The 15487-nt window shown below is 53.8% G+C and carries 14 protein-coding genes; 8 read left to right on the top strand and 6 right to left on the bottom strand.

All coding sequences use genetic code 11. The features are described 5' to 3' along the window. Positions 1-106 precede the first annotated feature (106 nt). Positions 107-1129, bottom strand: coding sequence for a sugar ABC transporter substrate-binding protein (locus tag IB237_RS13785; RefSeq protein WP_192489228.1), 1023 nt, complete (start codon positions 1127-1129; stop codon positions 107-109). 293 nt (positions 1130-1422) lie between these two features. On the opposite strand from IB237_RS13785, the gene IB237_RS13790 reads away from it, so the two are divergent. Together IB237_RS13790 and IB237_RS13795 are read left to right on the top strand one after the other, a co-directional pair. Continuing rightward, complete coding sequence (locus IB237_RS13790) at positions 1423-2652, top strand: ROK family transcriptional regulator (protein WP_192489229.1); 1230 nt, start codon at positions 1423-1425, stop codon at positions 2650-2652. A 188-nt stretch (positions 2653-2840) separates the two neighbouring features. Further along, complete coding sequence (locus IB237_RS13795) at positions 2841-3368, top strand: DUF992 domain-containing protein (RefSeq protein WP_192489230.1); 528 nt, start codon at positions 2841-2843, stop codon at positions 3366-3368. A 71-nt stretch (positions 3369-3439) separates the two neighbouring features. Here the strand turns inward: IB237_RS13795 and IB237_RS13800 are convergent, their stop codons facing one another. From IB237_RS13800 to IB237_RS13815, 4 genes are all read right to left on the bottom strand, one after another. Beyond that, a complete protein-coding gene (locus IB237_RS13800; RefSeq protein ID WP_192489231.1) occupies positions 3440-4810 on the bottom strand; it encodes a virulence factor family protein in 1371 nt (456 codons plus the stop codon). Continuing rightward, positions 4807-7407: a bifunctional lysylphosphatidylglycerol flippase/synthetase MprF gene (gene mprF / locus IB237_RS13805; protein ID WP_192489232.1), complete on the bottom strand. Its 2601-nt coding sequence runs from the start codon at positions 7405-7407 to the stop codon at positions 4807-4809. The genes IB237_RS13800 and mprF overlap by 4 nt, the downstream gene beginning before the upstream one ends. Positions 7408-7547: 140 nt before the next feature. Next, complete coding sequence (locus IB237_RS13810; RefSeq protein WP_192489233.1) at positions 7548-8987, bottom strand: hypothetical protein; 1440 nt, start codon at positions 8985-8987, stop codon at positions 7548-7550. Positions 8988-9164: 177 nt separating this feature from the next. Continuing rightward, complete coding sequence (locus IB237_RS13815) at positions 9165-9446, bottom strand: hypothetical protein (RefSeq protein WP_192489234.1); 282 nt, start codon at positions 9444-9446, stop codon at positions 9165-9167. On the opposite strand from IB237_RS13815, the gene IB237_RS13820 reads away from it, so the two are divergent. From IB237_RS13820 to IB237_RS13840, 5 genes are all read left to right on the top strand, one after another. Beyond that, the gene (locus tag IB237_RS13820; RefSeq protein WP_192489235.1) at positions 9445-10755 is read left to right on the top strand and encodes an ABC transporter substrate-binding protein; all 1311 of its coding nucleotides are present in this window, start codon (positions 9445-9447) and stop codon (positions 10753-10755) included. The genes IB237_RS13815 and IB237_RS13820 overlap by 2 nt on opposite strands. Positions 10756-10855: 100 nt before the next feature. Beyond that, a complete protein-coding gene (locus tag IB237_RS13825) occupies positions 10856-11737 on the top strand; it encodes a branched-chain amino acid ABC transporter permease (RefSeq protein WP_192489236.1) in 882 nt (293 codons plus the stop codon). After that, entirely contained in the window at positions 11734-12696 is a 963-nt protein-coding gene (locus tag IB237_RS13830) for a branched-chain amino acid ABC transporter permease (protein WP_192489237.1), read from the top strand. Before IB237_RS13825 ends, IB237_RS13830 begins: the two co-directional genes overlap by 4 nt. After that, positions 12684-13430, top strand: coding sequence for an ABC transporter ATP-binding protein (locus IB237_RS13835; RefSeq protein ID WP_192489238.1), 747 nt, complete (start codon positions 12684-12686; stop codon positions 13428-13430). Before IB237_RS13830 ends, IB237_RS13835 begins: the two co-directional genes overlap by 13 nt. 3 nt (positions 13431-13433) lie before the next feature. Beyond that, a complete protein-coding gene (locus IB237_RS13840; protein ID WP_192489239.1) occupies positions 13434-14132 on the top strand; it encodes an ABC transporter ATP-binding protein in 699 nt (232 codons plus the stop codon). A gap of 20 nt (positions 14133-14152) precedes the next feature. Here the strand turns inward: IB237_RS13840 and IB237_RS13845 are convergent, their stop codons facing one another. After that, on the bottom strand, positions 14153-14887 hold the full coding sequence (locus tag IB237_RS13845; protein WP_192489240.1) for a hypothetical protein: 735 nt from the start codon (positions 14885-14887) through the stop codon (positions 14153-14155). A 221-nt stretch (positions 14888-15108) separates the two neighbouring features. On the opposite strand from IB237_RS13845, the gene IB237_RS13850 reads away from it, so the two are divergent. Continuing rightward, positions 15109-15441: an EAL domain-containing protein gene (locus IB237_RS13850; protein WP_371815319.1), complete on the top strand. Its 333-nt coding sequence runs from the start codon at positions 15109-15111 to the stop codon at positions 15439-15441. Positions 15442-15487: the final 46 nt, after the last annotated feature.

A 15487-nucleotide genomic window follows, 5' to 3' on the forward strand; every position in this document is an offset into this window, starting at 1 on the left:
TTTTTCGCCGTCTGCTGTGCGGATGATATGCGAACAGAAGAGACGTGGGCACATTGAGGGAAAGGTGCCTCAGCACCTTTCCTGTTTCGGGATGTTATTCAGGCGATCAGCCCCAGCACTTTGCCAGACCCTGCTTGGTATCGATTGATTCAACGCCAGCAACAGGCTTGTCTGTGACGAGCGTCACGCCGGTATCAAAGAAGTTCTTGCCTTCGGTAGGCTTTGGCTTCTCACCGGTATCAGCAAATTTCTTGACGGCTTCGACGCCAAGTGCTGCCATCGCCAGCGGATACTGCTGCGAAGTTGCACCAATTACACCTTCCGCAACATTTTTAACGCCTGGGCATCCGCCATCGACCGACACCAGCAGCACATCCTTTTCACGCCCAACAGCCTTCAGGGCTTCATAAGCACCGGCAGCGGCTGGTTCATTGATGGTGTGAACAACGTTGATGGTCGGATCTTTCTGGAGCAGGTTCTCCATTGCGGAGCGACCACCCTCTTCGTTACCGTTGGTGATATCATGGCCAACAATACGTGCGTCGTCTTCATCACCGATCTTGTTGATGTCCTTCACATCAATACCAAAACCCTTCATGAAGCCCTGGTTACGCAGAACGTCGACGCTTGGCTGTGATGGCGTGAGGTTAAGAAATGCGATGCGCGCATCCTTGGCCTTGTCGCCGAGAGTGGCGGCTGCCCATTTGCCGATCAGTTCACCAGCAAGCAGGTTATCGGTTGCGAATGTTGAATCAGCAGCATCAATCGGCTCAAGCGGTGTGTCGAGTGCGATGACCAGAAGGCCGGCATCACGAGCCTTTTGAACCGCCGGTACAATGCCCTTCGTATCGGACGCCGTAATCAAAATACCCTTCGCGCCATCGGCAATGCAGGTTTCGATGGCAGCTACCTGGCTTTCAGAATCGCCATCAATCTTGCCGGCATAAGCCTTCAAGGTAACACCGAGTTCCTTGGCCTTGGCTGTAGCGCCTTCTTTCATCTTCACGAAGAAAGGGTTCGTGTCTGTTTTGGTAACGAGGCATACGGATGTATCAGCCGCAGATGCCATGCCTGCAAAGGAAACGCCAAGCGCAAGTGCGCCAATAAAGGCGGAAACGGTCGTCTTCATATAGTCCTCCTAAAGACGTGCGGATGCTTCTTATGAAACTATCCGGGGGCCAACCTCCTCCAAGGTGTGAGCGGCACCACCACGCAAATGGAAACACCAAATGAACAAAGTGTCAATAAATAAATCCAATTGAATTATTAATTCGATATGGCATGCTCTGGACGCGTCAACACAATGCATGTCCGGTCAACTCGCTTGTGCAAGAGCGGAAAAACAGGACTGAATACGCAATCAGGTGGCTTGTCGCGAATCCTGAGTGGCGGCATATGCAGTCATGAAGGGAGGGAGGAATAATGTCTCGAGTAGCCGAGCCGACATGGCCTGCAACAAATGCCACCCTTGATATCAACGGCGGCTCTAATCAGGTGCGCGTCCGGGCCTATAATGAGCGGCTCGTCCTGTCTCTGGTTCGTCGCCATCATGCCCTTTCAAAGGCCGAAATCGCTCGTCGCAGCGGGCTTTCCGCTCAGACTGTAACCGTCATTATGCGCGCGCTCGAAAATGACGGACTGCTATTGCGTGACGAACCCCAGCGCGGCAAGGTCGGCCAACCCTCCACCCCCATGCGACTTAATCCGGACGCTGCCTATTCCTTTGGCGTGAAAATTGGCAGACGCAGCGCTGACCTGGTGTTGATGGACTTTCTTGGCAATATCCGGCTGAAACTGCGCCGTGCCTACCCCTATCCGCTACCAGAAGGAATCATCTCCTTTGTAACGGACGGCATACGGGAGCTTGAAATGAAGCTCGACGAAAGCGAACGCAAACGCATCGTCGGCGCTGGCATCGCAGCGCCGTTCGAGTTGTGGAGTTGGGCGGAAGAAGTGGGCGCCCCACAAGCGGCAATGGACACCTGGCATGGCGTAAATCTGCAGCAAGAGATAGCCGACCGCATTCCTTATCCCGTCTACCTCCAGAACGACGCCACAAGCGCCTGTGGGGCGGAGTTGGTATTTGGTGCTGGCCAGAACCACGCCGACTTCCTCTATCTGTTTATCGGCTCGTTCATCGGTGGCGGAGTCGTTCTCAATTCCGCGCTATTTTCAGGTCGCACGGGAACGGCTGGTGCGGTTGGTCCGCTACCCGTCCAGCGACGGGACGGAAAAACCGTCCAGCTTTTGAAGATCGCCTCAATTTTCGTTCTCGAAAATATTCTGCGTGATCATGGCATTGATCCAAAGCCATTATGGTTCTCACCTGACGACTGGATCGATTTTGGAAAACCACTGGATATCTGGATCAATGATACCGCAGCCGCTCTGGCACAAGCGGTAATCGCCGCAGCATCTGTCATCGATTTTTCAGCCGTGGTGATCGATGGCGGCTTCCCGAGTTGGGTGCGAGAACGCATTGTAAATGCAACAAAAAAAGCGCTCGGCGCGCATGACCTGCAAGGTGTTGTCGTGCCAGATATCATTGAAGGCATGGTCGGCAGCCAGGCCCGCGCCATAGGTGGCGCAAGCCTTCCACTCTTTGACCGTTACCTCTTGGACCACAACGTACTTTTCAAGGAAACAGGTTGAAACCGATAAACTAAAAATCGGCCTGACGGCTATGAAAGCAGTTCTCCACAGTAAAACCTCCTTATAAAAGCTCTCGCATTTTTATTGTCACGATAATGTCCCGTTTACGGAACAAAACGATCCCCGTTGAATTGAAATAAATATTGCGCAATACAATTTACCTGCTGGGGGTATACAAGGAGAAAAACATGAAAAAGACCGTTCCCATGGCCCTGCTTGGTTCTGCGTTGGCTTTGGCTGGTGCGACCTCATCTTTTGCCGCTGACTTGGCGAGAGAATATCCTGCCTATCAGAACGACGACGACCGTAACGGTGTGAAGATCGGTTACCTCGATTGCTCCGTTGGCGGTGGCGTTGGCTACGTACTTGGCTCCGCAAAGGAAGTAGAGTGCACATTCCAGTCCACCGTCGGCCGCAAGGCGACGGAACAGTACACCGGCGCTATCCGTAAAATGGGTATCGACCTTGGCTTTACCGCAAAAAGCCGTATCGTCTGGGCCGTATTTGCACCGACTGCCGGTTACCACCGCGGTTCGCTGAGCGGTCTCTATCAGGGCGCTTCTGCAGAAGCCACGCTTGGCGTTGGCGTCGGCACCAACATTCTGGTTGGCGGCACCTCTGGCTCCATCCACCTTCAGACAATCAGTGTCCAGGGTCAGGTTGGCCTCAACGCAGCCGTAACCGGCACGTCGATGACACTGACATCTGTTCAGTAAGCCTGACGTATTGTAAATCTGGAAAGATTTTCTTTTGAGACACGGTCATCCCCCAGGGGATGACGGTGTTTTCATTTGCCAAGCCGCGTTTTCAGCAGTGCCAGCACGCGTTGGGCCAGTGCTTCATAATCACCGTCAAAATGATGTCCGCCTTCGAGTGCAACGACATTAGCGCCTGAACCTTCCAATGCAGGGCAGGCATTTTCGTCGTCATCCTTGCCGTAGATGCATTGCACCATGCTGGTATCCATTTTCTTGATGTAATCAACCGGATCGCCGGCAGAGCCCTCGCCCTGAATACCAAGCCAACCCTCGACGGACACCTTATAATCAGCCTGATGTGACAGTGCCATCAGTGACATCAGGGCGACACGCTTCTTGTCTTTTTCCGGCAAGAGATCGTAAAGCGCAGGCAGAATATCGGCGCCGAAAGAATAACCGACCAACAGCACATGATGGACGCCCCATTGATGCCGGTAGGTTTCGATGATCCGCGCAAGATCGTCCGTTGCTTCCTGTGGTTTACGCTCCGACCAGAAATAACGCAGCGAATCCACGCCTACCACCGGGATACCTTGCTTTTGCAGATATCCACCCATTTCCTTGTCGATATCACGCCAGCCACCGTCACCGGAATAGATGACAGCCATCGTATCCATGCTTGGTTTGGCATCGAGAATGGTCAGAGGCAAACCAAGCGGTTGATCCGTATCTCCGGCAGCATCCACCCGGTCACTAAGCGCCTGCAATAGTTCATCATTCGCCTGCCCTGTCACATCCTGAATATCGATATCCGGGTGTTTGGTTTGCAAGGCTGCGGCATGGTCGCGCCCTTCCTGCTTTGCAGCAGGGGAAAACAGCACCGTTACGGGCGCCGGCAGATCGCCATCTGTCAGCCCATAAATAGTGCGGTTGCCAACCTTTTCCTTGGTCGCCGGTGTGCAGAGTATCCTGTTTTCGAGAGGAATACCTGCCAGCGGATCAACGGCGATCGCTTCACCGATGGTCGATGCCGGGCTTTGCGCAATCATAGCCAATGCCAGTGCACCGCCTTCACCAACACCTGCAAGGATTGGTAGTCGGTAGGTTTGTGCCTTGGCCTCGCGCTGGATTTCGTGCGCCAGTTCTTCGATATCGGAGATCATGTAGACGCAGTCACCTTCATCGGCACTGAGCGCCTTCATGTAGGTGGGAAAGTCTATACCGACGACGGCAGCTCCCTTTTCAACCAGGGCCTGCGCCTGTTTTTCTTCCTCGTCGCCCCATCCGTCTGCATCAGAGATCAGGAAAATGTTGGCCTGCACATCGCCATCCGGCAGCATGATATGGCCAGGGGGCAGCATGCCCAATTGATAGTTTGGTTCGTCCTGCGCCTTCACCGTATGCGGCAGAACCATGAACGCGCAGCCAAGGGCAGCATAGATCAAACGCGATACACTCATTTCCCAACCACTCCCCTTACGCCGCCTCCAATCAGAAGCGTTACATCCATCAAGGCAAGAGCCGCGCCTGCGCCATTCGAGACGGCAAGATAACGGGGCTCCCATTTCGGGTGAAATTTGGTCTTAAAGGCACGCAGCCCTTTGAAGTTATAGAATTTTTCGCCGTGCTCGAAAAGCGTCCCACCAATCCAGTCCCAAACCGGTGCGATGTCACGTTTAGACATGCCCGACAATGGGGCCATGCCAAGGTTAAAGGTGCGATATCCTTCGCTGCGCATTTGCTCCATGATGCTGATGAACAGAAAGTCCATCGCGCCACGTGGCGCCTCCGGCAGAAACCGCATCAGATCCACTGTCGCTTCCTGTTTGGTGTCTGTCACCATGACGGTGGCAAAGGCAACAATCTTGTCATCCTTGTGCAGGACGGCAACCGGCTGCGACAGCACATATTCATCCGAAAACGATCCGAGCGAAAATGTCTTTTCACGGGTGTTATGATGGGCAAGCCAGGCATCCGAAATATCCCGCAAATTGCCAAGGACAGACTTTGCCTCATCCGGTGTCAGCAGGCTGAATGCCAGTCCGTCGCGCGTGCCCCGGTTCAGCGCCTGGCGCAGGCCCGAAAGCCGACTGCCCTTCAAGTCGAAGGTCTCAAGGTCGACAATTGCGAGTTCGCCCAGTTTGAACGCACGAAGCCCGGCATCGGCGCAATAGGAAAGCAGTTTCGGCGAGACCTGATAGAAGGCGGCGCGTCCGCCAGCCGCTCGCGCCGTCTCGACAAACTGCCAAACCAGCTCCGACATTTCGGATTCTTCACCGATTGGGTCCGTCAGTCCAATCCAGGAGCGCCCCTGAATGCCATACATGATGAAGGCATTGCCATCTTGCGAAAACATGATGTGTTTGTCGGCCATCCTCACCAGATTGGCATCGGCCATATCCTGTTTCTTAGCAATGGCGACGGCCTTTTCGAGATCGGCGCCGCCCATTTCATCAGGTCTATAGGTCACAGGCCGCAACAGGCTGAAAATTGCCAGCGCACTTGATGCCAGAACCAGCCCCAGCAAAGCACGCAGGCTGCGCGGCGCTTCCTCGGAAAATTCGAATTCCCACCAGAGAGCATGGCTATATTGCGTGTCGCGGTAAACGAAGAACAGGATGGTCGCGGCACCGGCAATGATGATTGCTATTGCCGATAACCAGGCCGGCCCCATTCTCATTCGCAGCAACGAGGCGTGGCGGGTAAATTCACCCGCACTCAGCAACATGACCGCAATAAATACGCCGAGGAACATGGCCTCGAATACGGCGACAGCTTTCAGCAATGATAGGACAAGTGCCGCAAATGCTGCAACAATTCCAACCCACCATGCACCATCCAGCCGTTGGCCAATGCCGCGTGACGCAACGACCAGTCCAAGTCCGAGAATGCTGGACAGGAAATGCGCGGCCTCAACAATCGGCAGCGGCAGAATGCTCGACAGAAAATCCAGATTATCGTCAGGTGTTGGCGTAACGCTCGAAAAAATCAGCATGGCGCCAACGATCAGCGCCAGTGTCGAAAGCAACGACGGCGCAAGCCGAACCGTTATCTGTCCTATATCGGCAAATAGTGGCCTCGCTGCAAGCTGGCGGATTTCGCTCGCCACCAGCAGGACAGTTGCCAGCATAAGCGGCAGCACGTGATAAATGATGCGATAAAGCACAAGGCTGCCCAGAAGCGTATCAATATCAATGGCATTGCCAAGCCCGGCAATCATCACCGTTTCAAAAACGCCAAGTCCAGCTGGGACATGGCTTAGAACGCCCAGACCAACTGCCGTCGCGAAGATCGCAAAAAACGATGGCCAGCCAACATGGGTGTCAGGCAACAGCACATAAAGTGCCGTGGCCGTTGCAGCGATATCGAGTGCCGAGACCAGAAACTGGCGAGACGCCGTGCGTGTATCCGGCAGACGCAGACGCAGCCAGCCAATGCTGACGGTGCGCTCACCGCGGGCCACAACGAACAACGCGACCATGATGCCAACGATAACAACTGCGCCAACCCGCAACCAGAGTGGATCCAGCCCGACAATCGAGGCTACGCGTGGCGCGACCATCAGCAACGAAAGTGCTGTTACAGCAAGAAGGCCGAGCCCGAAGGACAGCGTCACAAACGCAATAATCCGACCGATTTCACCGGGGTTCAGCCCGAGGCGAGAATAGGCACGAAACCGGATCGCGCCGCCGCTCAGCGCACCAAAGCCGGCAGTGTTGCCGATAGCATAGGCGCTGAAGGCGGTAATCGCCACGGTCGGGAGGGGCAGCTTTTTGCCGATGTAATCGATAGCGTTTACATCATAACAAATCAGCGCAACAAAACTTAAACCCGTAAACACGATGGCCAGCAAGATCGAGGTCCAGCTGGTGCTGAGCAACGCGGTCTCGACTTCGTCGTAACGAACCTCGGAGGTCAGGTGGTAGATTGCGAAGGCCGTCAGTGCGAAAACCGCAATGATGGCAAGTGACGTCAGATAGGGTTTGAAACGGATGATAAATGCCCAGATCGCCGAGGATGCGGGCTGTTGTTCAGGCACTTGTTCTTGTGCAGGCATGGAACACCAAATTGCTGTTCATTTACATTGAAGATAGCAGGAAATGTCACGCCGAAAAGCTCGGTGGATGTGCTGCAATGCGCATTAATAAAGGCGGAATAACGGCGCTATTTTTCGCTCCGATTTGCATGCCCGAATGATCAACCAACCGACGGCGTGGACAACAACCAAAGACCGAAGACAGTATAAAAGACCATGAGAGCCGCCAGCAAAAGTTGCGAGACCACAGCTCTCTTCGCCTCACCGAAATGACGCAAGGCAATTGCGTGCGCCAGAACAATGCCAATCACATGGCCCACCACGATAATGCCGGTCTGTGTCAGCCAGATAATTCTGACATCATCGATGTTGAGCAGGAACGATGTCGTCACATGCCAGTGCGCCATGCCAAACAGGTTCCAACCCAGTGCAAACGGGTCGGACATCATGATCAAGAGATACTGCCCATTGACCAGAAGAAGGGTCAGATAATGCGCCGCATGAAATGCAATCGAAATGGGAATGATGGAATAAACGAGTTTCCCGGAAAGACGCATCAATCCCGTCATATCTCTTTCCCCCGCAAGCCACGCACCGGCGATCACGGCTTTGTAAAACAGCACGACAAGAATAATCGGCGAGGCAAGCAGACCCAGCGTATTGGCAAACATGACGCCACTCCGACCGGGAAACTCCAATGGGTTTACGCCGATGAAACCAAGCCAGGTGAACGTCTCGGAAAAACCGTCAAATGACGCGGTCGCCAATGTCAGCAGAATAAAGATAACACCACTTGGTGGTAGAGCATCAGCAACGAGAGAACGGTCGCCCGGCCATCTCAGCACAAACATCTTGCCGCTTTCCGATTGCGACACCCCAAGGGGCGACAACATACCGATCATGCGAAAGAACACTGAAAATGGCTCACCTCTCGACAGCCAGACCTTTTCACCAAAGATCAAGATGCCAGTGAAATTCACCAACCAATAGACAATCACAGCGGTAGAAAGCCGGGGCGGATCATCTGGTGCGAGAGAGACAAGCTCAAACCATGCGAAAGCTGAAAACTGCAAAATTGCCGGCAGGAAACCCACAGAAACCGGTAAGTTCACATGTGAGGCTTTAGCTAGCCTCGGCCCAACCAGCTTGCGAAGCAGGGCGACGGGACCGGTCCAGGGATTAAGCCACGGCCAAAGACTGCCCGTGACCACCTGCAACAGCGTAAAACCAACCCACCAGCCGGTCCAGATCAGCAAGGGCAGCGGATTGCTTAGCGGATCGGAAGGAGCAACAAAACCGGCGACAACACACAGCAGCAACACCAGAAAAGACAGACAACTGAACGGGATCTGTGGCACCGCGAAATACGGAGCGATTTTTATGCTGGCGCCCTCACCTTTGGCAAACCAGATGCTCGGCGCAAATGCCAGCAACAGAAATGAAAACAACACCGCCAGCGCACCGCCAGTGACATAAAACCCTGTCGGCAACAACATGACCAGGCCGCGCTCCGCGCCGTGGGCGTTGGCGTCACCTGCCATCATCACAAGAAACGCCGCGGCAGCGAGTGGCTTCAAGTGGGCGCTACCGCAATGTCTCACCACCCTCTCCTCCTCCAAAACCAGCCTGTTTCCGCTCCGTTGAGTCGGTTCATCTCACGTGGGCACGACGTTTCGCAAGCTGCATTTGATCGCGAAAAGGCCGACAAAACCCCAATAACTGGAATAAATTTCACCAAACAACCTTTAAGCGTTAAAACAGTTTGTGCTTCAAACGTTTCAGGTGAAGAAAATACGACATTTGGTGGTCTTTAAGCGCCAAAAATCAAATGCTCTGTTTACGACGGCTAAAGCTGTTGTCATAAGATTGGTCAAACCAGTTGCCTTACCTGCCGCCACGGTCCGACAGAGGAGAATTGTCGCCGTTTCGTATGCCAGTGAGTATGCCTGTACGCTTGAAAGCGGCAAATTCAAACAACGATCATGAGCCGCAATGTGCTGCCAAAACGGCTGCATTGCCGGGATAATCTTTACGCCATTTGCATGAGAGGGGAGTTTCATGTCCGACAAGATCATTAAGCCCGAGAATGCCATTATTACCCGCCGTTCTACCCTGTTGGGAATGGGCGCCGTTGTCGGAACAGGCCTTGCAGCTACTGCAGCACCGGGCTTCGTGCGCTACTCACAGGCGCAAACATCGGAACCGATCAAGATCGGCATGCAGCTCCACCGCACCGGCATCGGCGCATCCTACGGTCGCTGGTATGAGCGCGTTGCAAAGGCCGCTGCCAAAATCATCAACGACGAAGGCGGCATTAACGGACGTCCGTTGGAAATTATCATTGAAGACGATGGTACCGACGCCAAACGCGGTGCAGAAGTGGTCGAAAAATTCGCGACCCAGCACAAGGTCGATGCGATCTACGGCACGCTTTTTTCACACGTCGTTATTGGATCCGCGCCGCGCGCCGGCGAGTTGAAGATGCCATACATCGTGGTTTCAGAGGGTTACCATGTCGCGTCCGGCAATCTGAACCGTTATTGTTTCCAGCCATGTATCACCGATGTTCGCAGCCAGGTCACCGCCATGGCGCCGTGGGTTTCGCAAAACCTCGGCAAAAAAGCGACGATGATTTTCCCGGATTATGCCTTCGGCCATGATCACCGCGACTATTTCTCGGCAGCGATGAAAGCGCAGGGTGGCGACATTGTCGAAATGATCGCTATTCCGCCCACCGAAACTTCGTTTACTCGATATCTGCCGCGTATTCCCTCAGACACCGAAGTTCTCTACCACGTCATGGTCGGCCCATCGGTCCTGACCTTTGTGACCGAACTCGGTCAATTCTACGGCTCACAACGCCCTGAGATTTTCGGGTTTATCGACAGCCTCGAGGCAGTCGATCTGGCCACGCCACAACTTTCCTATCTCGACGGAACCTATTTCTGGGAAGGCATGCCGCGTTATACCCAGAAGGATCAGAGCGAATGGGACAAATTTTACCGCAGTGCCATTGGCATTGATGACAATGGCGCCAGCACGGCCGATGCGAAAGACATCTCGACCTACGCCCATATGTTTGGATGCTGGGAAACGCTGTTCGTCATCAAGAAAGCTATGGAAAAGGCCGGATATCGCGGGCCGCAAGACAAGGCTGCCTTTATCGAAGCCATGGAATCCTTCGAAAAATTTGATGAGGGCCGTGATCACCCGCAGGGCGACAAGCTGTTTAATGGCAAGAACCACCAATGTTACGGCCACCAGTACATATCGAAGGTCGAAAACGGCAAACTGAATGTAGTGCACAAGACCTCAATTGAGGATGGCGCCTATGAAGTTACCGCCGACTACACTAAAATGTCGCTCTGATCCGGGAATTACCTCATATCGAGTTAATTTAACTTTATGCAAATTCATTCAATGCGTTATCCAGCATTGAATGAATTTTGTTTTGGCGCAGGAGCTTGTTTTGGCATTCGGTCCATTTCTGTTACTGGCAACACTGGAAGGTTTGCTGCAAGCGGCAGTCCTGACGCTGACTGCGCTTGGTCTTTCGCTGGTTTTCGGTGTGATGCGGGTGGTGAATGTCGCCCATGGTGAGTTCTTCATGCTCGGTGCTGTCATCGCATGGTGGGTGACGTCAATGCTCGGCCTTCCGCCCGCGCTTGGTTTCGTTGCCGCATTGCTCATCAGCCCCCTCGCCGTCGGCGCCATCGCATATGCAGGTGAAAGGCTCGTGTTGCGACGCCTCTCCTACAATCCCGAGGCAACAATCGTCGCGACGATTGGCATGCTCTACATTATCCAGCAAACAGTCCTTTTGACCTACGGCCCAGATGCGCGTCCGGTAACGGCACCATTCTATTATCGACTGCAACTGCCATGGTTTGGATATTCGGCCTACAACCTCTTCGTTATTGCCGCTGCAATCATCGTCCTTGCCATTACATGGTTCGTCCTCACCAAGACCAAAATTGGCTTGATCATGCGCGCAGCACAATTTGACAGTGAAACCGCGCAGGCCTTCGGCATTCCAATCGGCAAAGTCTACGGCCTGGTCTTCGCAGCCGGTGCGATGCTGGCCGCGATCGCTGCTGTCTTGATCGTACCCATTCGGCAAGCCCACTATCTGATGGGGCTTGATCCACTGCTGCTGTCCTTCATCGTGGTCATCATCGGCGGACTTGGCAGCATTCGTGGCACCGTGGTTGCAGCCTTGGTGATTGGCTTAAGTGACGGCATTATTTCGATGTTCTTTTCGCCAACACTCGCCAAGATGTTGTCGACCCTGCTTGTTGCACTGGTGCTGGTGTTCAAGCCGGAAGGGCTTTTCGGGGCAAAGACACGATGAACACCGCGCCATCCTTAAAAGTATTGCTGCTCCACATTGCTGTCATCGCTATCTTCTTCGGCCTGCAGTTTGTTCTGCCGGAGTACCATCACCTTGCCATGACGCGCGTTATGGTGCTGGCCATTTTCGCCATGGGGTACAATCTCCTTTTTGGCTACACGGGACTTCTCAGTCTCGGACACGCCCTATTTTTTGCCAGCGGCCTTTATGGCGCGGGTCTTGCTGCCTACCATCTGGAGTGGAGCGTGCCAGCCGCATTCCTATGCGGCATCCTGGCAGGATTTATTATGTCTCTGTTCATTGGCCTGATCTCGCTGCGCACAACCGGTGTGGCCTTCATGATTGTGACCATGATGTTTGCGCAGGTTGCCTATCTGGCCAGCCTGTATTTTTCGCAATGGACACGTGGTGAGGAAGGGCTGGTTTTACCGCAATCGGCACGCAGCTTCGACCTCGCCGGAGTGACCTTTGATCTGACCGATGCCGCGACTCGCTATAATCTTGCTTTCGTGTTGATGACTGTGGCGCTTTTGATCTGCTTTATTGTCGTGCGCAGCCCAATGGGCCGCGCAATGATTGCCGTGCGCGAAAACGAACCACGGACGCTGATGCTTGGATATGACACATTCCGGCTGAAGCTTGTGGCACTGATAGTGTCGGGCTCGCTGTCGGCAATGGCTGGGGCGACCTATGCCCTGCTCTTTGCCTATATCGGTTCGTCTTTTGCATCGATACAATATTCCATCGAGGCATTGTTGTTCACCCTGCTGGGTGGTGCTGGCACCGTGCTTGGGCCGTTGCTGGGCACCGTTTCGATGTTTTACATGATCGATATCGCCAGCAATTACACACCGGCTTACATGCTGGTGACTGGCATCATGCTTGTCTTTCTTATCCTGTTTTTCCCTCGGGGTATTTTGGGAAGCATCCGTGAGAGGTGGTTGAAGTGGCTGCCGTGACGTTGCTTTCAACACAAAACCTGACCCGTCGCTTCGGTGGTTTGACCGCGGTCGACGCTGTGGATTTTGAGATCAAGCAAGGTGAAATCCATGCCTTGATCGGCCCTAATGGGGCGGGCAAGACGACCTTCGTTTCCCTTCTGTCAGGGCGACTTGCCCCGTCTTCCGGACATGTCGTATTTTCCGGAAACGACATTACTGCAATGCCTGCATTCGAGCGAGTAAAGCAGGGAATTGCCTACACATTCCAGATCACCAGCATCTATTCAAAGCTGAGTGTCTACGACAATGTGGCGCTTGCCGCTCAAACTGCGCAGCGGCGGAAAGCCGGGTTGTTCAGCCGAATAGATACCAATCTGCTTTCGACTGATGTTCACGCCGTACTCGAACAGGTTGGCCTTGCACAATACGCCAATGAGACGGCAGGCGCCTTGGCTTATGGTCACCAGCGACTGCTGGAAGTTGCGATGGGACTAGCCTTGCAGCCGAAGCTGCTGATCCTTGATGAACCGACACAGGGGCTTTCAGACCCAGAAATTGCCAATTTCTGCGGGTTGGTCAAAGTCGTTTCAGGCCAGATCACCACATTGCTGATCGAGCACAATATGGATGTGGTCATGCAACTGGCTGACAGAATTACCGTATTGAACCACGGGCAGGTGCTGGCGACAGGCACGCCGAATGACATTCGCGACAACAGCGCAGTGCAAACCGCCTATCTGGGAGGACATTGACCCGTGCTGAAGCTTGAGGATCTCAATGTCTACCACGGCAGCAGCCGGACATTAAAAAGCGTGTCCCTGTCACTTGCCAGCGGCGAAGTCCTTTGTCTATTCGGCCGAAATGGGGCTGGTAAAACAACAACACTGAAAGCCATTATGGGCCTGCTACCGGCTCATTCCGGCCGGGTGACGTTGGATGATGTGGAACTGACAGGACTGCCAGCCCATGAGGTGCCGAAATGCGGCATTGGTTATGTTCCGCAGGGCAGACGTCTGTTCGCAGAACTGACGGTGGAAGAAAATCTCGAAATTGGCTTGATGGCACGCAGAACGGATCGCGAAATTCTGACCGAAGTATTCCGGTTGTTCCCCGTCTTGAGAGAGCGGCTGACACAGGTTTCAGGTACGCTGTCGGGTGGAGAACAGCAGATGCTGGCCATGGCCCGTGCTTTGTGCCTCGATCCATCGGTTGTTTTGCTGGATGAACCAACGGAAGGCCTGATGCCTTCCATGATTGCCACCATTCGCGATGTCATCCTCGAGCTCAGAAGTAATGGCAAAGCCGTGCTGCTTGTGGAGCAACGAATAGAGGCGGTGCTGGCGGTGGCTGACCGTGTCTGCTTTATTGAAAATGGTACAGTTAAGGCAACCATGCCAACGGCTGAGCTTCGCGCCGACCTGGCCTCGTTCCGGCAATATGCCGGCATCGTGTAACCACGACACCGGCGAGACTATCACGCAACCTCGATAATGAAGGTTTTGCCGTCGAGCAGGATTTCAAGCCGTGCCGGTTCAGCGATTTTAACAGCTCCACACAGGGTACCTGTGGTGACAACCTGACCCTTGCGCAGAAAACCGAGTGGCGACGGCGTACTGTTGGCGTAAGCGATCACACCTGCAACTGGATCGATATCCTGGTGATTTGAAGGCGCATCATAAAGCGTTGCGCCATTGCCCAGAACCTTCAGTGGTGAATCGAATGCCGGATCTTCCAATATGGCGCGCGATAGTTCCGGCCCGACTGCGTAAGAAATATTGCTGAGGCTGTCGGCAAGGCCAAGCGCGAAGATACCACCAGCACCACCCTCGTAACGGCTGCGGACAAACTCCGCACCAATCGACACCGTGCCGATTGCCGCGACAACCTCTTGGCGTGTCCAGGGCTCACCGCGCGACGGGAGATCGCTCTGTAGCGTGAAAGCCAGCTCCACTTCCAGTACGATGCCATCGACATACTTATATCTGTCATCACGAATGACCGAAAACAGCGGCGCGCTATAGGTACCGTCTGCCCGCTTCGACAGTTTTAAACCCTCAAGCGGACGGCCGGAGCGCTGAAACACCTCCGCCTGCACCTTATACGCCGCCTCAACATCCAACGGAGCAACGGTGTTGCGGTCCAATGCCTTGCCGTTAGACATGGCGTCAAAAAGAGCGCCAGCCAGCGAAGAATTATCGATAGTGGTCATCGGGTTATGTCCTGAACTGTAACATCATCAAACAAGGGAAACGGCGCGAAATATCAATGCATCAAAACAGCTTTATTGCGCGCGTTATTGGCAATTGAAGTTCTCCCAATCCTTTACCTACCTTAAAGTCAATCATTGATAACACAACACATCGTTTCAACTCTTCGCGCCTGCCAACACCCCAGTCAATCACCTTGGGTTTGTGCTTCCAGAATGACATTTTGCCAAGCCTGCGCCAACTGGGTGTTCGTATTTCAATTGATGACTTCGGAACCGGTTTCTCATCGCTTTCCATTCTCGCCGACATTGATGCCGATGAACTGAAAGTGGATCGCGCCTTCATCATGTCCATTCATGAACGTCCCCGTAGCCAGGACATCCTCAAAGCCATCGAGTCCGTCTGCGCAACACTCGGTATCGGCATGGTGGCCGAAGGCGTTGAACTGCGAGAGGAACTACCTCGCGCAGAATACCAAAATCCGGCTGGTTTAGGGGTACTTCTTCGGCAAACCTGCATTCCCGGAAACATTCCTGACCGGCAGCGCTCTATCTGATTTTTTTGGCGTTGAGACACCAGCGATCAACCGTCAGAACACAAGC

Source organism: Agrobacterium sp. AGB01 (genome assembly GCF_014851585.1).
Lineage (GTDB): Bacteria > Pseudomonadota > Alphaproteobacteria > Rhizobiales > Rhizobiaceae > Agrobacterium.

Excerpts from the sequence above, each read along its gene's own strand:
- IB237_RS13785 (WP_192489228.1), bottom strand. The coding sequence starts at position 1,129 with ATGAAGACGACCGTTTCCGCCTTTATTGGCGCACTTGCGCTTGGCGTT.
- IB237_RS13790 (WP_192489229.1), top strand. The coding sequence starts at position 1,423 with ATGTCTCGAGTAGCCGAGCCGACATGGCCTGCAACAAATGCCACCCTT.
- IB237_RS13795 (WP_192489230.1), top strand. The coding sequence starts at position 2,841 with ATGAAAAAGACCGTTCCCATGGCCCTGCTTGGTTCTGCGTTGGCTTTG.
- IB237_RS13800 (WP_192489231.1), bottom strand. The coding sequence starts at position 4,810 with ATGAGTGTATCGCGTTTGATCTATGCTGCCCTTGGCTGCGCGTTCATG.
- mprF (WP_192489232.1), bottom strand. The coding sequence starts at position 7,407 with ATGCCTGCACAAGAACAAGTGCCTGAACAACAGCCCGCATCCTCGGCG.
- IB237_RS13820 (WP_192489235.1), top strand. The coding sequence starts at position 9,445 with ATGTCCGACAAGATCATTAAGCCCGAGAATGCCATTATTACCCGCCGT.
- IB237_RS13815 (WP_192489234.1), bottom strand. The coding sequence starts at position 9,446 with ATGAAACTCCCCTCTCATGCAAATGGCGTAAAGATTATCCCGGCAATG.
- IB237_RS13830 (WP_192489237.1), top strand. The coding sequence starts at position 11,734 with ATGAACACCGCGCCATCCTTAAAAGTATTGCTGCTCCACATTGCTGTC.
- IB237_RS13845 (WP_192489240.1), bottom strand. The coding sequence starts at position 14,887 with ATGACCACTATCGATAATTCTTCGCTGGCTGGCGCTCTTTTTGACGCC.